The 16,540-nt window shown below is 60.3% G+C and carries 16 protein-coding genes; 8 read left to right on the top strand and 8 right to left on the bottom strand.

Annotated features, from left to right (window positions below; translation table 11 throughout):
- Nucleotides 1-365 precede the first annotated feature (365 nt).
- The 7 genes from QB905_RS14335 (at nucleotide 366) to QB905_RS14305 (ending at nucleotide 8,446) form a co-directional block, all read left to right on the top strand.
- Nucleotides 366-1,091 carry a hypothetical protein gene (locus QB905_RS14335; protein WP_282975837.1) on the top strand — a complete coding sequence of 242 codons (726 nt, stop codon included), beginning with the start codon at nucleotides 366-368 and terminating at the stop codon, nucleotides 1,089-1,091.
- A complete protein-coding gene (locus tag QB905_RS14330) occupies nucleotides 1,091-2,752 on the top strand; it encodes a hypothetical protein (protein WP_282975836.1) in 1,662 nt (553 codons plus the stop codon). The genes QB905_RS14335 and QB905_RS14330 overlap by 1 nt, the downstream gene beginning before the upstream one ends.
- Nucleotides 2,739-3,692 carry an AAA family ATPase gene (locus tag QB905_RS14325; RefSeq protein WP_282975835.1) on the top strand — a complete coding sequence of 318 codons (954 nt, stop codon included), beginning with the start codon at nucleotides 2,739-2,741 and terminating at the stop codon, nucleotides 3,690-3,692. The genes QB905_RS14330 and QB905_RS14325 overlap by 14 nt, the downstream gene beginning before the upstream one ends.
- Nucleotides 3,693-4,916: 1,224 nt before the next feature.
- Nucleotides 4,917-6,236, top strand: coding sequence for a DUF58 domain-containing protein (locus QB905_RS14320; RefSeq protein WP_282975833.1), 1,320 nt, complete (start codon nucleotides 4,917-4,919; stop codon nucleotides 6,234-6,236).
- 15 nt (nucleotides 6,237-6,251) lie between these two features.
- The gene (locus QB905_RS14315) at nucleotides 6,252-6,467 is read left to right on the top strand and encodes a hypothetical protein (protein WP_282975832.1); all 216 of its coding nucleotides are present in this window, start codon (nucleotides 6,252-6,254) and stop codon (nucleotides 6,465-6,467) included.
- Complete coding sequence (locus tag QB905_RS14310) at nucleotides 6,460-7,515, top strand: stage II sporulation protein M (protein ID WP_282975831.1); 1,056 nt, start codon at nucleotides 6,460-6,462, stop codon at nucleotides 7,513-7,515. Before QB905_RS14315 ends, QB905_RS14310 begins: the two co-directional genes overlap by 8 nt.
- Nucleotides 7,499-8,446, top strand: coding sequence for an RDD family protein (locus QB905_RS14305; protein ID WP_282975830.1), 948 nt, complete (start codon nucleotides 7,499-7,501; stop codon nucleotides 8,444-8,446). The genes QB905_RS14310 and QB905_RS14305 overlap by 17 nt, the downstream gene beginning before the upstream one ends.
- Before the next feature lie 7 nt (nucleotides 8,447-8,453).
- Here the strand turns inward: QB905_RS14305 and QB905_RS14300 are convergent, their stop codons facing one another.
- The 8 genes from QB905_RS14300 to QB905_RS14265 form a co-directional block, all read right to left on the bottom strand.
- On the bottom strand, nucleotides 8,454-8,756 hold the full coding sequence (locus QB905_RS14300; RefSeq protein ID WP_282975828.1) for a type II toxin-antitoxin system RelE/ParE family toxin: 303 nt from the start codon (nucleotides 8,754-8,756) through the stop codon (nucleotides 8,454-8,456).
- A complete protein-coding gene (locus QB905_RS14295; protein ID WP_282975827.1) occupies nucleotides 8,740-8,991 on the bottom strand; it encodes a type II toxin-antitoxin system ParD family antitoxin in 252 nt (83 codons plus the stop codon). Before QB905_RS14295 ends, QB905_RS14300 begins: the two co-directional genes overlap by 17 nt.
- Before the next feature lie 63 nt (nucleotides 8,992-9,054).
- A complete protein-coding gene (locus QB905_RS14290; RefSeq protein ID WP_282975825.1) occupies nucleotides 9,055-9,831 on the bottom strand; it encodes a hypothetical protein in 777 nt (258 codons plus the stop codon).
- Nucleotides 9,832-9,926: 95 nt separating this feature from the next.
- Entirely contained in the window at nucleotides 9,927-10,325 is a 399-nt protein-coding gene (locus tag QB905_RS14285; protein WP_282975823.1) for a type II toxin-antitoxin system death-on-curing family toxin, read from the bottom strand.
- Nucleotides 10,326-10,327: 2 nt separating this feature from the next.
- Nucleotides 10,328-10,549: an AbrB/MazE/SpoVT family DNA-binding domain-containing protein gene (locus QB905_RS14280; protein WP_282975821.1), complete on the bottom strand. Its 222-nt coding sequence runs from the start codon at nucleotides 10,547-10,549 to the stop codon at nucleotides 10,328-10,330.
- A gap of 61 nt (nucleotides 10,550-10,610) precedes the next feature.
- The gene (locus tag QB905_RS14275; RefSeq protein WP_282975819.1) at nucleotides 10,611-11,186 is read right to left on the bottom strand and encodes a DUF2059 domain-containing protein; all 576 of its coding nucleotides are present in this window, start codon (nucleotides 11,184-11,186) and stop codon (nucleotides 10,611-10,613) included.
- Nucleotides 11,187-11,521: 335 nt separating this feature from the next.
- Complete coding sequence (locus QB905_RS14270) at nucleotides 11,522-12,487, bottom strand: FecR family protein (RefSeq protein ID WP_282975817.1); 966 nt, start codon at nucleotides 12,485-12,487, stop codon at nucleotides 11,522-11,524.
- Nucleotides 12,484-12,960, bottom strand: a complete 477-nt coding sequence (locus QB905_RS14265; protein WP_282975815.1) for an RNA polymerase sigma factor — start codon at nucleotides 12,958-12,960, stop codon at nucleotides 12,484-12,486. The genes QB905_RS14270 and QB905_RS14265 overlap by 4 nt, the downstream gene beginning before the upstream one ends.
- A 300-nt stretch (nucleotides 12,961-13,260) precedes the next feature.
- On the opposite strand from QB905_RS14265, the gene QB905_RS14260 reads away from it, so the two are divergent.
- Nucleotides 13,261-16,374 carry a TonB-dependent receptor gene (locus tag QB905_RS14260; RefSeq protein WP_282975814.1) on the top strand — a complete coding sequence of 1,038 codons (3,114 nt, stop codon included), beginning with the start codon at nucleotides 13,261-13,263 and terminating at the stop codon, nucleotides 16,372-16,374.
- Nucleotides 16,375-16,540 lie beyond the last annotated feature (166 nt).

Raw genomic sequence — 16,540 nt, 5'->3', positions numbered from 1 at the left:
CAAAGCGGGGTAATACACACCCAAACACGGGGGAATGCACACCAAAACCGCCCGCAAATCCTTTAAATAAAAGGGTTTCACGAGTCTTAACTTACTTAAGACTCTTTATAACAGACTCTTTAAGCAAGAAAACGGCGTGGTGTGCGGGTTTGCCGGGTCTTTGGCCCTTGAGCGGGGCCAGACCCGGCAAAAAACCGAAAGGGGTGTGTGATAACCAACCGGCCCGCAATCTGGCTTGACCGCACGACCTGTTCGCTCCTAAGCTGCCGCAAAAGGCTGCGGTGTGTGCCATCGCTGTGTGTAACGGGGGGAAACCGCACACATATGCAGGCCGCAAGCCGCTTTACGGGGGAGATCAGACACAGGTGACGCAGATAGCGCCGCACATAGCCGGAGCGGCAGGGGCTGACCCAGGCTCGCCACCGCTTGATGCGGCGGCGGCGCGCCATCTGATCGCCGAGGTCAATAGCCGTCATGATCTGCAAAGCGCCTTTGGCCAGTCCGCACAGATCGACGAAAAGACGATCAAATTCTGGCAGGGCCTTTTGAAGAGCCTCGGTCACTTTTTCGATACGCTGGGCCATCTGCTGGCGCCGCTTGGCCCGGCCATGCCCTATATTGCGGCTCTGGTGGTAATCGGGTTTGTGGCCTTGCTGTTATCGCCCGTGGTGCGCCTGTTCCTGACCTCGCGGTTTGAGCGCCTGTTCGCCCGTGATCACCTGCGGTCTGAGACGCCGTGGCGGCCAACACAATCGGCTGTGGCGGCCCTGCTGGCCGAGATCGACGCCCTGGCGGCGAAGGGCGAATATGACGAGGCAGTCCATCTGCTGCTGGTGCGCAGCGTCGCTGACATCAATGCCTACCGGCCTGATCTGGTGCGCAAACATTTTTCGGCGCGCGATATTCTGTCCCATCCTTTGTTGCCGCCTGAGGCGCGTCCGGCCTTTGCCGAGATCGTGGCGTGCGTGGAATCGTCCTATTTCGCCGGAAAGAGCGTCGATCGGGCTGGTTTTGAGGCCTGCCGCGCCGCCTATGTGGCCTTTGCGGCTGTTGAGGCCACGCAAAATATCAGCCGGGCAGGGGGCGTCTGATGGCGGAACCCAAAACCGGCAAGCGCTTTTCGCTCAAGGATCGCGGCCAGTGGTTACCGGCGGTGGCCCTGTTCCTGTGCCTCGCCCTGTTCGCTATGGCGGCGATTGTACTGGTGGGCGCCAATAGCGAGCCGGTGACCGGCCATCAGGCCAATGTGACCAGTGTGTCGGCGCAGGGCGATCAGGGGCTGAAGCGGCTTCTGCTGGCGCGTGGCCGCAGCGTTGTGGTCAACCGCGATGAGGACGGGCCCGATCCGCTCAAAGCCGGTCTTGAGATTATCACGCTTGATTCCGACCAGAGCAATTTTCTGTTTGGCCGCAATCCCGACCGCAAGACGGACGCGGATTCGGCATCGGCCAGCTCTTCTTCTGTCAGTTCATCCGCCGCGCAAAGCGCCTCTGCCGATGCGGGATCGCAAACAGCGGATGATGACACCGATCTGTATGGCGCGCCCGATCCGAAGCGTGTCAACCACATCCTCTATCATCCGCTTGGCCGCGCCGTTCTGGTGGTTCTGCCAAAATGGAATGCCGCTCAGATGGAGAAGCATCCTCTGTGGGACGCCGACCCCTCTATGGTGCCGTGGCCGGTCATGATCCGCACCACGGAGCTTTTAGCTCCCGCTACACAGGCCCCCGTGCCGGCTCAGAATAAACTTCCACCTCTGGCGGATGGCAGGATGCGGCTGATCGCCGGTGACCGGCTGATCACCTATGACAGGCCGCATGGCACGATGTGGCGCGACACCCGCGCGAAGACGGCGGCTGAAATCAAGGCTGATAAGGCGCAGGCAGACCTCATAAAGAGCATGGGCGGGCTGGAGATCGATCAGGACTTCGTGCCGCTGCGCCGCCACTGGGCCTTGCCTGCACAAAATGGCTTCCCGGCGCTCGATCTCGGCGTCATCACCGGCCTGCAAAGCCTGACGGCGCCCAATCTCACCCCGGTGCTGACCACGGTGGACGGGCGGGTCATCCTGTCGCGCCTGATCGTGACCGGCGGGCGTCCGCAGCCAAAGGCACCCGTCTATGTGCTGAGCGATCCCGATCTGCTCAATAATCTGATCCTGTCCGACCCAAAGCGCGTGGTGGCGGCGCTCAGCCTGATCGACGCCCTGATGCCGCCTGCGGACAAGGCTGGCAAGGCAGACGGGGCACAGGCGCGACCCGACATCGTTTTCAATATCACCTTCAATGCGCTGGGCTTTGACCACGACCTGCTCCACACATTGACACGTCCACCCTTTATCGCCGCGCCCCTGTGTCTGCTGCTGACCGGTCTGGCCCTGATGTGGGCGGCCTTTTCGCGCTTCGGCCCGCCACGCAGCGAAGGCGAGGGGCCGCCGCTGGGGCGCGGTGTGCGGGTTCTGGCCGATAATGCCGCCCGTCTGCTGGCGCTGACGCTCAAAGAAGCCAAACTGGCCCCCGCCTATGCCCGGCATGTCCGCGATCTCGTGCTCAAGGACCGCGGCTATATGCAGATTTCGCAAGGCCAGCCGCCCGATGATCTGGCGGAACGCATCGGTCAGGCGCACCATACGCAGGACAGCTATCTCGACCTCAAAAGCCGGGCTGAGCGCGCCATGACGGTGCATCAGCTCATTGACATCACCCGCAGGCTTCATGCCTGGAAGACGGAGATTGAACGTGCTCATATCTGATATTCAGTCGCTGGCCGTGCGTTTGCGCGGCGAGATCGGCAAGGCGGTCATCGGTCAGGCCGACACGGTGGATCTGATGCTGACCGCGCTGTTTTCCGGCGGTCACATCCTGCTCGAAGGCCCGCCGGGCACCGCCAAGACCCTGCTGGCGCGCGCCTTCTGCCGGGCGCTTAGCTTGCGCTTTGGCCGTATCCAGTTCACGCCGGACATGCTGCCCGGTGACGTGCTGGGCTCGAACCTGTTCAATTTCCAGTCGTCGAGCTTTTCTCTGTCCAAGGGGCCGATCTTCTGCGACCTGTTGCTGGCCGACGAAATCAACCGCACCCCGCCCAAGACACAGGCCGCGTTGCTGGAGGCCATGCAGGAACGTGCGGTGACGCTGGACGGTGTGCGCCATGATCTGGGCCAGCATTTCACGGTGATTGCCACGCAGAACCCGATTGAGCAGCAGGGCACCTATCCTCTGCCCGAAGCCCAGCTCGACCGGTTTTTGTTCAAACATATCTTAGGCTATCCGTCGCTCGAAGAAGAACGCCGCATTGTCGAAGGCTCCGGCAATGCCCAGGCCAGCGATAATGTGCTCGACGCCATCCAGCCCGTGCTCGATTCCGCCTCCTTAAAAGAGGCCATGACCACGGTGGCCGGCGTGCGGCTCAATGAGGCCAACCGCGACTATATCGTGGCCCTGATCCGCGCCACCCGCGAAGCGCCGCAACTGGCTGTGGGCGCTTCGCCGCGCGCCGGTGCCCTGCTGGCCCGTGCGAGCCGTGCCAGGGCCGTTCTCGATGGCCGCGACTATGTGCTGCCCGACGACATCAAGGCGCTCTACGCGGCGTCCATGCGCCACCGCGTGCTGTTGTCGGCCTCAGCCGAGATTGAGGGCGAACAGGTCGATACGGTGCTGCAACGCCTGCTCGAACGGATCGAGATTCCGCGATGAGGGATTTTGCACCACGGACGCGCACGCTTCTCCACCCTGTCGAGCCTTTTGGCGAAGATGGTGAGGTGGCGAGCTTGTCTCGCCGGAGGGGTTTCTTTGTGCGACCCCGGCCTATCGCGTTGGAAGGCTTTGAACCACGGAAAACACAGAAAGCACGGACGGAGTCTGTTGGCGGGCGTAGTGAGGTCTGGCGTCCGGCAGACGCTGTGCGTCCGTGTTTTCTGTGTTTTCCGTGGTTAATACCGTGTCGGACAAAGGCCTTGCGGAAGTGTGACGGACTTCATCCTTCCCCGTTTACGGAGAAGGTGGATTTTGCCCGCGTAGGCGTGGCAAAAGACGGAAGGGGGGTGCCTGTGCGCCCCATACCCCGTCTGTTCGCTGCGCTCACAGCCACCTCCCCATCTGCGATGGGGAGGAGAAAAAGCGACCGGCCTATCGTGCCGGAAAGCTTAGAACCACGGAAAACACAGAAAGCACGGACGGAGTCTGTTGGCGGGCGTGGTGAGGTCTGGCGTCCGGTGGACGCTGTGCGTCCGTGTTTTCCGTGTTTTCCGTGGTTAATACCTTGTTGGAAAAGGGCCTTGCGGAAGCGTGACGGACTTCATCCTTCCCCGTTTACGGGGAAGGTGGATTTTGCCCGCGTAGGCGTGGCAAAAGACGGAAGGGGGGTGCCTGTGCGCCCCATACCCCTCCGTCTGTTCGCTGCGCTCACAGCCACCTCCCCATCTGCGATGGGGAGGAGAAAAAGCGACCGGCCTATCGCGCCGGAAAGCTTAGAACCACGGAAAACACAGAAAGCACGGACGGAGTGTGTTGGCGGGCGTGGTGAAGTCTGGCGCCCGGCGGACGCTGTGCGTCCGTGTTTTCCGTGTTTTCCGTGGTCAATACCTTGTTGGACAAAGGCCTTGCGGAAGGATGAGGGCGGGCGACAGCCCGGACGACGGAAGGGGGAATGGGTTCGTCCGGCTCCCCCCTCCGACGCAGACAAGCTGCGCCACCTCCCCCGTAAACGGGGGAGGATGGGGGTTCGTGCCTTTTCGTGTCTTTCGTGGCGCTTAGCCTACCCCTCTCCCCACATGTGGGGAGAGGGTGGCGAGCTTGCGAGCCGGGTGAGGGGCAGGGGAGGACTTGCCCCTCACCCGATCGCCTTCGCTGCGCTCGGCTCTCGTCCTCTCCCCATATATGGGGAGAGGGGCACAAGTGGGGTGAGGGGAAAGACTTAAGATGGCCTTTTCGCCCGCGCCCCGTCTGCTCGTCCTGTCCGGCCTGTGTGTGCCCGCCGCCATAGGTGTGGGCCTGTATGCGCCGGGTGTGTGGCCCTATGTGGTGCTGGCAGCCGTGCTGCTGTTCGCCGCCGCCCTGCTGGACGGCATGTTCGCGCCGGTCGGGCAGGGGCTGGACATGGCGCTGAAGCTGCCGCCAACGCTCGATCTGGGCCGCGAGGCGGACATCCCTTTCACGCTTGATTTTACCCGCTGGCGCAAGCCTGCGCGCCTTGAACTGCGTCTGGGGCTTGATGCCCGCCTGCAAGCCTCCAGCTATGACCGGGCGCTGATGCGCGGCGAAGATGGCCGCTTTCACGGCAGTTTGCGCCTGAAGGCCCTGACGCGCGGTAAGGCGCAGATCGACGCCGTCCATGTGCGCTGGCGCGGCTTTCTGGGGCTGGTCTTCGTACAGACAAAGCTGGCGCTCGATGCGGCGCTCGTCGTCACGCCCGATCTGCACGGCGTCGAGCAGGACGCGGCCAACCTGTTTTCGCTCGATAATATTTACGGCATCCGCGTCCAGAACCAGCTTTTCAACGGTTCGGAATATCACGCGCTGCGCGAATATGACACCTCGCAGGATCACCGGCGGATCGACTGGCGCTCATCCTCGCGCCACATGAAGCTTTATTCGCGTGAATATCAGGCCGAGCGCAACCACCATATCGTGCTGGCCTATGATACGGGCCGGCTGATGGGCGAACCGCTGGCGGGCCTGAAACGTCTCGACCGCGCCATCTATGCCGGGCTTTTGCTCGGTTATACGGCGCTTAAAGTCGGCGATCATGTCCGCTCCTATGCCTTCGCGGCGCGTCCGCACCACATTACACCGGCTCTGTCGGGGGGACGCGGTTTCGACGTGCTGAAATACCAGTTGTCGGCGCTGGAAGACTCGCCGGAGGAATCGAACCACACCCTGGCGCTGGCCGATCTCAACGCCAAGGTGGCGCGGCGCTCGCTGATCGTGCTGTTCTCAGACTTTATCGACGAGATCTCCGCCGATCTGATGATCGAATCCTTGCAGCGTCTGTCGAAAAAGCATCTCGTCCTGTTCATCGCCTTCCGCGATGAGGTGGTGGAAGAGCTGATGAACCACGCCCCTGATACAGCCGAAGACGTGACGCGCGCCGTGTTTGCCCGCCGTCTGGCCAGTCAGAGGGAGCGCGTTCTGGCCCAGTTGCGCCGTCAGGGTATCGAGGTGCTGGAAGCGCCGACCGAAACCCTGGCCACGGCCATTGTTGATAAATATCTGGCGCTTAAACGCGCCGACCGGTTGTAGTGAGGGCGTGTGGACATGAAGACGCAGAAGAGGCTCGACCACGGAAAACACGGAAAGCACGGACATTTTGATGTGGAGCTGACATGGCGCTTCCGGCATGAACCGCAAATGCGCTTCGCGCAGACATTTGTCGGACGTCTGCAACAAAAGCGACGAAACGACCCGTCCGTCCGTGCTTTCCGTGCTTTCCGTGGTTCCAATCTTCCTGCCGAAGGAGCCCATCATGGCTGAACCCGACGCCAAACCCGTGTTGCAACTGAAGAGCCAGAAGTTCCGCGAGGCGCGCGAGGCCGACTGGAAGCGCCTGAGCCGCCAGCTCGACCGTGTCGAGCAAAAAGGGCTGAAAGCCATGTCGGCGGATGAGCTGCTCGATCTGCCGGTACTGTATCGTCAGGCGGTGTCGTCGCTCAGCATGGCGCAGTCGATCTCGCTCGACCGCAATCTGATCACCTATCTGCAAGGTTTGAGCGCGCGCGCCTATGTCTTCATCTATGGCCCGCAGACGCGGCTGAAAACCGTGCTGAAGGACTTCTTCATCAGCGGCTGGCCGGTGGCGGTGCGAAAAATTGCCGGTGAGCTGGCCTTTGCCTTTCTCACCCTGGTGGCCGGTTTTGTCGCGGCCTGGCTGTTATGCGTCCACGATTCGGCCTGGTATAGTGTGCTGATCCCGTCAGGTCAGGCGCAGGGCCGCGATCTGGCCGCCTCGGCCCATGATCTGCGCCAGTCGCTCGGCGATGGCGGCGATACGGCCAAAAACCAGCTCGCGCCGTTCGCCGTCATGCTGATGACCCATAACACCGGCGTGGCCATCAGTTGCTTTGCCTTAGGGGCGATTTTCGGCCTGCCCACCTTCGTCCTGACCTTCTATACGGGGGCCACGATGGGGGCGATGATCTGGCTGTTCGCGCAAAAAGGGCTGGGCTTTGAATTTGCCGCCTGGCTGACCATCCACGGCACGACCGAAATCTTCGCCCTGCTGATCGCGGCGGCCTGCGGCTTCCATATTGCCCGCCGCCTGATGTTTCCCGGCGATGCGACGCGCAAAAGCGCCGTCTCCGCAGCCGGACGCCTGACCGGCACGGCCATGATCGGCGTGGCGGTCATGCTGACTGTGGCCGGTTGCTGGGAAGGGATCGGCCGCCAGACCATCCTTGATCCGTGGTGGCGCATCGGTATCGGGCTGGTCATGCTGATCTTATGGTGCAGCTATTATCTGTTCGTTGGCCGTCCGCGCCCGAATCCTCAGCCGAAAGGGGAGGGGCATGGCCAGAAAACCTAAAGCCGACAAGCCAAAAAAGCTGAAACGCGACCTGATGGCCGACGCCACCGGCGCGGTGGCCGATCACAGCCTGATGGAGGTGATTAGCCCCGAAGGCGTGGCCCTGCCCTTCGTCAATGCCAGCTTCGGGGCGCGCATCGGCGCCATCTTGATCGACTTCCTGATCATGATCATCGCCCCGATCATCGTGCTGATCATCTGGATCATCCTGCCGTTTCACGAAGGATTCAACGTCAAACATCCCCATGCCACGGCCATTTTCGAAATGGTGATGCTGTTCTTTTTCTTCTTTATCCGGTCGGGCTATTTCATGGTTTTTGAAATGGGCCGTCACGCCGCCACGCCGGGCAAGCGGCTGTTGAAGCTGCGCGTCATCGCCCATGATGGCGGACGGCTGACGCCTGCGGCGATTTTTACGCGCAATGCCCTGCGCGAGGTCGAGCTTTACCTGCCGATCAGACTGATCTTTGTCTTTATGAGGCATGGTTCTTGGTTTGGATGGCTCGCCGCCGTATGGGCGTTGGGCCTGATCCTGCTGCCAATTTTCAACCGCCAGCACGCCCGCCTCGGCGATTTTCTGGCCGGTACGCGCGTCGTCCATATGCCGAAGGCAGCGCTTAGTTTTGATCTGGCCGATATGGGCGTGGATCGCACCATAGGCCTCGTGTTCACGCCCGAACAACTGGCCTATGGCGAGATGGAACTGACCGTGCTGGAGCAGGTGCTGCGTGAGCGCAAGTCCGCTGTCATGCGGGCCGTGGCGCAGCGCATCAAGACGCGCATCGACTGGCAGGATGCGAAAAATCCCGAAGATGTGCCGTCGGACGAGCATTTCCTGCGCGCCTATTACGGGGCTTTGCGCGCCCACTTAGAGAACCGCCTGTTGCAGGGCCGCCGCCGCAAGGACAAGCACGACCCGGCCCTGGCATGATGCTGACCTATTCGGGCAGGTGCTTTTCTACGTCCATGCTTTGATGCAAAATGCGTACAATGTCGATGAAGCCAGAGGGTTTGAAATAAATCATATGCGAACCGACCGGATATTTGAGATAGCCGGGAAAGCCTGCGGCGTCGCGTCCCTTTATACGTAAAGCGACCAGATCATCGAGGATGGCATAGAGATTGATAATATAGCGGTCGGCTTGTGCCGCCGACCAGAGCTGATAACCGTAAAGCCAGATCAATTCCAGATCCGCCTCTGCGGCGGGTCGAAACCGATAGCCGTCAAAGGTTTTTGACATGTTGGGCGTGCATACGGGCTAAAAAATCGTCGCGATCCACCGTGACGGAGTCGCCCGAGGCTTCGCCATCGGCAAGAGCCATTTGCAACGCCTGTATCTTGTCTTCATGTTCTTCGAGAAGGCGCAAGCCTGCGCGGATCACGTCCGTGGCTGAGCCATAACGGCCCTGATCGACCTTGGCAGAGATAAAGGTCGAGAAATGATCACCCAGAGAAACGGATGTGGTGCGCGCCATGACGAACTCTTTAAAACGGTCTGTGCTGAATATTAGCACAGACCGTTTCGCATTTCCAGATCATCAAAACACGCTGGCCGCCTGATCCGGCGTGAAGCGATCCTTGCTCTCGCGCAAGACCACATAGATGGCGGCGATGAAGACATAGCTGAGGACTTGCAGGATGGCGCTGGCTGTCAATGTGATCATCAGGCCGCCGATTGGCACATTGCCACTGGCCATATTATTGGCCATTCCGCCGAGAAGCGGGAAGGTAATGATTTCCGAAACGACGATGATCAGCAGGTAGAAGACAAAGAAGATCAGCAGAAGCGACCAGCGGTGGCCCTTGGTCAGGGCAAAAGAGCGCTTGAACGCGCCCCAGAGGCCTATCCCCCGCTCACCCACATAGGCCGGAACCGCCACGCAGGCCGCAAGTGCGAACATAATGCCCGGAATGATCAGCAGGATCGAAAAGAGCATATAGAGCACACCGAAAATCAGTGAAATGACGAACAGAGGCAGTATGTTGCGTGCGGCGTCACCGAAAACTTCGCCAAAAGACGCCTTTTTACCGACGGCGCGCAGGATGCTGACTTCGATCACCGCAGCTATATTGAAGAGGCTCAGCAGCCAGACCACGATGCCACCGCCGCTGGCCATGCCTATGATCGCAGGCGTCAGGGCACCTATATGGCGGGCCCAGTTCATGGTGTTCAGACCGTATGAACTATACATGCCATAGTTGAAAGCCAGTGATGGCAGGATCGTGAAGATCAGGCCGAATATGGCAAAGATGCCGACATTCTGGCCGAGAAGCTGAAAAAAGCGGTTCCACACCGCGCCGAAACTGAATTTCATGATGATCCCCCCTTGAGATTTTGCCCCCTTGATGGGCTTAGAGAAAGGCTAGACCGGATCGGCCCATTTGCCAAGAGGGTTTTAAAGAGGGGCCGTCAGGCGGCCTTCGCGGCGGCGCTGATGATGTGGCGGCGGATCCAGCCCGCAAAGGCTTCGGCGCTCAGTTCGCCGTGTTCGACCACGCTTAAGCCGAGGAAACAGGTCGTGTCGTCGGCCTTGAGGCGATACTGGTTCAGTTCCAGAAACAACTCGATGACGATCAGGGCCGTGGCCAGATTGCCGCTTAAGAAAAGCTGATCATGCGCCAGTCCATAGCCATAGCAGGCGGCCAGGCTGGCCAGGTCGGTCGATGTGCTCTCACTGAGGGCACGCGCGCGGGCGTGCAGCATTTTCAGCATCGATTTTTCGCGCAAACCGGCGCGCCCGCCATGTTCGGCGGCCAGTTGCGCCTGAATGGCCTCGATCACGCCGTCATGGATCAGGGTGAAGGCCACGTCTATTTGCTCAGTTCGTGAACGGCATTACGGCGCGTCTTCATCAGTTCGCGCGCCGTCTCCATCTGGGCCGCGAAAGCCGGGTTATAGGGTGACACATGGTAGCCCTCCGGCGTTTCGCTGACAAACAGGCTGTCGCCCTTGTCGAGGCCCATGCGCAGCAGGATTTCGCGCGGCAGGATAACCCCCAGCGAATTGCCGATGCGCGTGATTTTCAGTTCCATGCCCGGCTCCTTGGCAAATATGCCGTCAGAGCCTTTGTAATACGGATGTATGTACGCTTGGTTACGACTTGGTCTTATCCGCCGATCCCGTGGTCGGACAGCCGATTTCGGCGCAGACGCGCTTTTGAATCTCGGCGCCCATCTGCGGCATCATTTCTCCTATTGCGGGGGTTATTTTCGCCATGACCTGCGGCGTCTTGGCCAGCATGGATTGACCGACGGGGCTTTCATAGAAATGATCCATCGCGGTCAGTTCGTCCGTGGTGAAGATGTCAGCATAGGCCTCCGCCATCGAATCCATCATTTTTGGCATATAGCTGCTCATCACCTCGCCGGTAATGGCCATGACCTTCTGCATCTTGTCGGCATCCGCGTCACTCAGTTGCGGATTCGATTTGCGCAGGCCCGCCACAAGGCCCGGCGTCATCTGCCCCATCATCTGCTTGATCATGGTGTCGGTGTGCATGGCGGCGAACATATGTTTCACAAGAGCCAGCTTGGCGGGCGTGGCACCGGTATCGCTTGCCGGATCTGAAGCCGTGCCAGTGGCTTGCGCCGCAGCTTGCGCCAGGGCCAGTTGCGGCATGGCAACCATCAGACACACAGCCGCGCTGGCTGCCATAAAGACTTTACGCATAAGAATATCCCCCGAAAAACCGGCATCTGCGCCGGGCACGTACAGCTATAATCGGATGCACGGGGCTGGAAAAGCGAATTTTATGCCGCCAGCTATGATGGCGTGTCAGAGATGAAGTGCGCGGGCGCAGGGAAGATAGCGGCCTGCGACGAAGACGTGGCGCAGCCAGACGCGCATGTCGGGCGCCAGGGCCGCAATGCCCTGAGGTCGGGTATCGGTATCCAGCCGGTGGCGACGCCGGATTGCAGAACTCGGCATCGCAGAGATAGCGCAAGTGAGAGCATATTCGCACAAAGGCCCTCACACTATTGTGGTCAAATCTATGAATTTACAGCCTAGTTCGTCAGTTCGATGGTCTGGCCCTCGCGTCTGACCGTCAGCCCGTTTAACTGCGCCATCAGTGCCGCGAATTCGGCCGCATCATGGGTTTCAAACACGCCCGATACCCGCAGGCGGGCCACGCGCGGATCATTGACCACGATCTTCACCGGCCCATAGCGGTTCAGCTCATTGGCGGCCTCAAGCAAAGAGACATTGGTGAAGATGACCTGGCCGTGACGCCAGGCCGTCATATTTTCGACCGTGGGTTTATCGACACGGATCTGGGCCAGCCTGTCGATCGTGGCGCGTTCTCCCGGTGCCATGATCATCTGCGGCACAAAGCTGTCACCAGATGCGCGGCTGCGTCGGCTCAGTTCCACCTTGCCTTTCAGCAGGGTCACGGCCAGATCGTCACCGTCGCGCCGCATCAGAAAAGAGGTGCCGATGTCGCGCACCTGTTCGTCACCGGCCTCAACCAGAAAAGGATGGCTGGCATTATGCGCCACATCGAACAGCACTTCGCCGCGCTTAAGCGTCACACGGCGATAGCCACCTGAAAACCTGACCGAAATCTGTGAATCGGTATTCAGAGAAATGCGCGAACCATCGCGCAGGGTCGTTGTGAGCTGCTGGCCCGGCAGGGTTTCATACATGACGGGCCGGGTCAGGTAGGCATAACCGCCCAGCAGGCAGAAGGCGACCACAGATGCCGCCGCCGCCAGCAGGACGGGAGCCTTACGGTCAGGCCTGCCCCGATAGGTGCGCCGACCGTGACCGGCAGACAGGGCATGGGCGCCCGGCAGGTGATCCCAGATATTCGTGGCGCGCGCGAAAGCGTCCTGATGGCCGCTGTCCTGCTCCAGCCAGGTCTTGAACCCCGCATCCGTATGGAGGGTGCGGTCATCGCCCTGAAGGCGCGCCAGCCAGGCGGCGGCCTCCGCATCCATCCGCGCTCGATCCATTTCATCAAGCGTTGTCATGTATTCATCCACTTCATCAGTTCTAAGGTTGCCCTGGCCACCTGTTTTTCCACGGCGCTCACTGTCATGTCTTCGGCGGCGGCTATGACCTTGAAACTCAGCCCGTCCAGCCGCCGGCTCAGCAGGATGCGCCGTGTCTTTTCGGGCAGCCTGTCCAGCCCCTGCGACAATTTTCGCAAACGCGCCTGCGCCTGGAAAATCTCGTCCGGTGGCGGGCGGTCATCGGCGGTATCGCGCAGGTCATCGGCCATGTCGACGAAGGGTGATCTTTTGCGGGCGCGGTTTCTGTCGAAGGACAGGTTGACGGCGGTTGTGACCAGCATCGCCTCGCGCGATTGAATCTCATGCGTCTGTTCATAGGCTCTCACGCGCAGATAGGCTTCGTGGACAAGATCATCGGCATCCTGACGATGGACGCCCTTTTTGAGAACGGCCCGGCGCGCTTTCGCCAGCATGTCTGTCAGGTTCGACATCGAGTTCCGCAAAGCTCCACCTTGTTTATCAGACGCTTTCACAGTGCGTATCTGACAAAGATAATATCCGAAAAGAGGCTTTTTCGCCTGTGCTTTGGCGTTATGGCGACGGCGGCTATGCGCATTCAAATGCCACAGCCCGAAGATTTTTGCACTTATGCGCCTCATCATGACCAGAAAAGCCTGTCATGGGCAGGCAATTCGCCTAGTATCGAGCGGCAAAAAAGCCAAAAACAACGCCGGAATATGCCAAAGCGACCAAGGGAAACGCCATACGGAAACGTAAGGAAGCGGGCAGTGGTGTTCGGCCTTGCCCTGCTGGCGTGCCCCTGTATTGCCACGGCCCGCACATCGGCCACCACCTATCATCTGCCCGCCGAAGCCCTGGACAGGGCGCTGATCGCGCTGGGGGCGCAGGCGCATGTCACCATCGTCTTCGTGCCGTCCACGGTGTCAGGCAAGCGGGCACCGGCACTGGAAGGCACCTATTCTCCCGACGACGCCTTACATATCCTGCTGGCCGGAACGGGGCTCGGCTACAGCCGCAGCAATGGCGGAGCCTATATGGTCACGGCTGTAAAACCGGCGGCAAGGCCCGCAGACCCGCGCAGCGTCGATGACGTCACGCGCGCCGACGCCAGCCAGCCGCAATATACCCCCACCATCATCGTGCGCGGCTATAAGGCCAGCCTCCGCCAGTCGCTGAACATCCGGCGCGCCTATAGCGGCGAACTGGAAAGCGTCGTGGCCGAGGACATCGCCAAACTGCCCGATAATAATGTTGCCGAAGCCCTGCAACGCATCGCCGGGATCAGTATTTCGCGCGATCAGGGCGAGGGGCGCACCCTGTCGGTCAGGGGGCTGGGGCCGGAATTTACCCGCGTGGAGATCAACGGCCTCGGCATTCAGGCCGCCACAGACGGCCCCACCCAGGGCGTCAATACGGGCCGGGGCGTTGATTTCAACGTCTTCCCGTCCGAACTGTTCAGCCGGATTGATGTGCGCAAGACATCAGGCGCCGATCAGGCGGAAGGGTCGCTGGGCGCCAATATCGACCTGATGACGCCGCATCCTTTCGATCTGCACGGCCCCGCCCTGACGATTTCCAGCCAGACCACCTATAATGATCTCAGCGCCAGAACGGGCCGCCGCGCCGCCTTTCTGGCCAGCCGCACCTTCGATCAGGGTCGTTTCGGCGCGCTGTTCTCGGCGGCCTACAACTTCACGCCGCTCGATATTCAGGGCGTGAACAGCGGCGGCTGGAATCAGGGCACGGCCAATGGCGGCTTTTGCCAGCCTACCGCCGCTACAGGTGGGCTTTGCGATGTACCGGCCGCCGATCTGGCCGCTTCGCTCGGGGCCTATGCGCTAAGTGATCAGCCCACCACCTATCATCCGCAATTCTATCGCTATACCGATCTGACCGGCAGCGCCGAACATCTGGGCGTCAATGCCAGTCTGCAATGGCATCCTTCCGGCCAGACCACCCTGACGCTCGATGCGCTCTATGCGCGTTTCCGTACACAACGAAGCGACCATTTTATCGAGGCCATCGGTTTCAGTCGTGGCGCAGCGCAGGGCGGCAAGCCGGAGATCGTGCCGCGACGGGTGGCGCTCGATGCCCATGACACCATGACCTACGGTCTGTTCGATAATGTCGATGTGCGTTCGGAACTGGGTATCGATAATTTCAGCACGGATTTTCACCAGATTTCGCTGCAACTCAAACACACCTTCAGCGACAAGGTTTTCATTGAAATTCTGGGCGGGTCGTCCGGCTCCGTCTTTGACAATGCCGAAGACCTGACGGTGCAGATGGATCGCCTGAACGTTGACGGCTACAGTTTCGATACGCGCGCCACGGGCCGCGAAAGACCGGCCATTGATTATAATTTCGACGTTACCAATCCGGTCAACTGGTATTTCGGGCCGCGCGTCGCTGTAGCGGGCGGCACAGGCCGCACAGGGCCGGAAATTCGTCTGCGACCCAATTTCGTCTATAATGACAACCAGACCTTGCAGGCCAAGCTGACCTATGATCCGAACAGCCATCTGCGCCTCAGTTTCGGCCTTCAGGCCAAGCGTTATGACTATAAGGTGGTGAGTTACCGCTTCGATCAGGGCGAGGCCGATTTTCCGGCCCCTTCCGTGCCGATGGCGGCGCTCACCCAGACCTTTTGCGGCCTGAAGGGCGTAAACCCGCCACCGGGTACGCCGCGCTGCTGGCTGGAGCCGGACGTTCAGGCCTTTATCACGGCTTACGACCTGTTTGCCGACACAGGCAAAACCGTTCTGTCCACCACCAATGCGGCGGCACGCGGCAATAATCGGGCCGTCCATGAAAGCGATGAATCGGCCTATGCGAAGCTGTGGTTCAGCCGCAGCCTGTTCGGGAAACCCTTGCGCGGCGACATAGGTGTGCGGCTGATCGGTTCGCGGCAGGAGTCCATCTTCTACAGCAATGTGCCGCTGTCCGCCGATCCGGCGGGCTTTGTGGTCAGTCAGGTTGAACGCCATTACAGCGATATTCTGCCGTCCACCAATATCGTCTTCGACAGTTCGGCTCATACCTTGTGGCGTTTCAGCGCGGCCAGGGTCATGGCGCGGCCACCCCTGAGCTATATTGCTGCCGCCACCAGTGTGATCGTCAATGGCGGCAATCGTCTGGTGCTGACCGGCAATCCCTATCTGAAACCCTATCGGGCCAGCACCTACGACCTGTCCTATGAATGGTATCCGGCGCGGGGCGGCATCGTCTCGCTCGGCCTTTTCTATAAGGACATCACCAACTATGTGCAGGCCCTGACCCACATAGCGCCTTTTTCAACCACCGGCCTGCCGTCCTCCCTGCTGGCCAATACAGGGGCTTCCGCCGGTGATGACTTCGCCATTTCCACGGTCGTCAATACGCATGGCGGCCCCTTGCAGGGGTTTGAGTTCAACTATCAGCAGCCGTTGAAATTCCTGCCCGGGATCTGGTCGAAATTCGGCACGACCTTCAACTATACCTATGTCATCAGCCGGATCGATTACAGCACCACATCGCCGACGGGCCCGCAAACCATTCGCGCCGACCTGCTCAATCTGTCACGCAATTCGGCCAATGCGACCCTGTATTTCAGTGACGGCCCTTTGCAGGCGCGGCTATCCGCCAATTACCGCGACAAATATCTGACCGCCGTGCCCGGCCCGTTCAATATGGACGCCAGCGGCGTCAATGGCGGCACCTATCTGGATTTTTCCCTCGATTACAAACTGACTCCCGATCTGGCCCTGACCTTCGAGGGGCTGAACCTGACCGATCAGGGCACGGAAACCTGGAACGGCCTCGAAACAAGGCTGGTCACCGATACGCGCCTGAGCGGTCGGCAGTTTGCGCTCGGCCTGCGCTATACCTACAGGCCGCGCAAATAATCGCGCCCTTTATCAAAAAAAACGCGGGGATCATGTCCGATATGCCTGCCTCAGTCGTCTTCCTGAATCAGAGGGCTGTTTTGACCTGTTAATGACACCGGTGTCTTGCGCTGGGTTCAGAGGGTCGGAGCGGAGCCATCTATAAAAAAACAAAACAGGGAGTTTA

The sequence above is a fragment of the Asticcacaulis sp. EMRT-3 genome, assembly GCF_030027245.1.
GTDB lineage: Bacteria > Pseudomonadota > Alphaproteobacteria > Caulobacterales > Caulobacteraceae > Asticcacaulis.
Note: the sequence above shows the minus strand (reverse complement) of the source record. Positions and strands in the feature narration are given on the sequence as shown.

Bases quoted from the DNA above. Each gene is read 5' to 3' on its own strand.
- QB905_RS14305 (WP_282975830.1), top strand. From the start codon at position 7,499: ATGGCCAGAAAACCTAAAGCCGACAAGCCAAAAAAGCTGAAACGCGAC.
- QB905_RS14265 (WP_282975815.1), bottom strand. From the start codon at position 12,960: ATGTCGAACCTGACAGACATGCTGGCGAAAGCGCGCCGGGCCGTTCTC.
- QB905_RS14270 (WP_282975817.1), bottom strand. From the start codon at position 12,487: ATGACAACGCTTGATGAAATGGATCGAGCGCGGATGGATGCGGAGGCC.
- QB905_RS14295 (WP_282975827.1), bottom strand. From the start codon at position 8,991: ATGGCGCGCACCACATCCGTTTCTCTGGGTGATCATTTCTCGACCTTT.
- QB905_RS14275 (WP_282975819.1), bottom strand. From the start codon at position 11,186: ATGCGTAAAGTCTTTATGGCAGCCAGCGCGGCTGTGTGTCTGATGGTT.
- QB905_RS14290 (WP_282975825.1), bottom strand. From the start codon at position 9,831: ATGAAATTCAGTTTCGGCGCGGTGTGGAACCGCTTTTTTCAGCTTCTC.
- QB905_RS14315 (WP_282975832.1), top strand. From the start codon at position 6,252: ATGAAGACGCAGAAGAGGCTCGACCACGGAAAACACGGAAAGCACGGA.
- QB905_RS14310 (WP_282975831.1), top strand. From the start codon at position 6,460: ATGGCTGAACCCGACGCCAAACCCGTGTTGCAACTGAAGAGCCAGAAG.
- QB905_RS14300 (WP_282975828.1), bottom strand. From the start codon at position 8,756: ATGTCAAAAACCTTTGACGGCTATCGGTTTCGACCCGCCGCAGAGGCG.
- QB905_RS14320 (WP_282975833.1), top strand. From the start codon at position 4,917: ATGGCCTTTTCGCCCGCGCCCCGTCTGCTCGTCCTGTCCGGCCTGTGT.
- QB905_RS14280 (WP_282975821.1), bottom strand. From the start codon at position 10,549: ATGGAACTGAAAATCACGCGCATCGGCAATTCGCTGGGGGTTATCCTG.
- QB905_RS14330 (WP_282975836.1), top strand. From the start codon at position 1,091: ATGGCGGAACCCAAAACCGGCAAGCGCTTTTCGCTCAAGGATCGCGGC.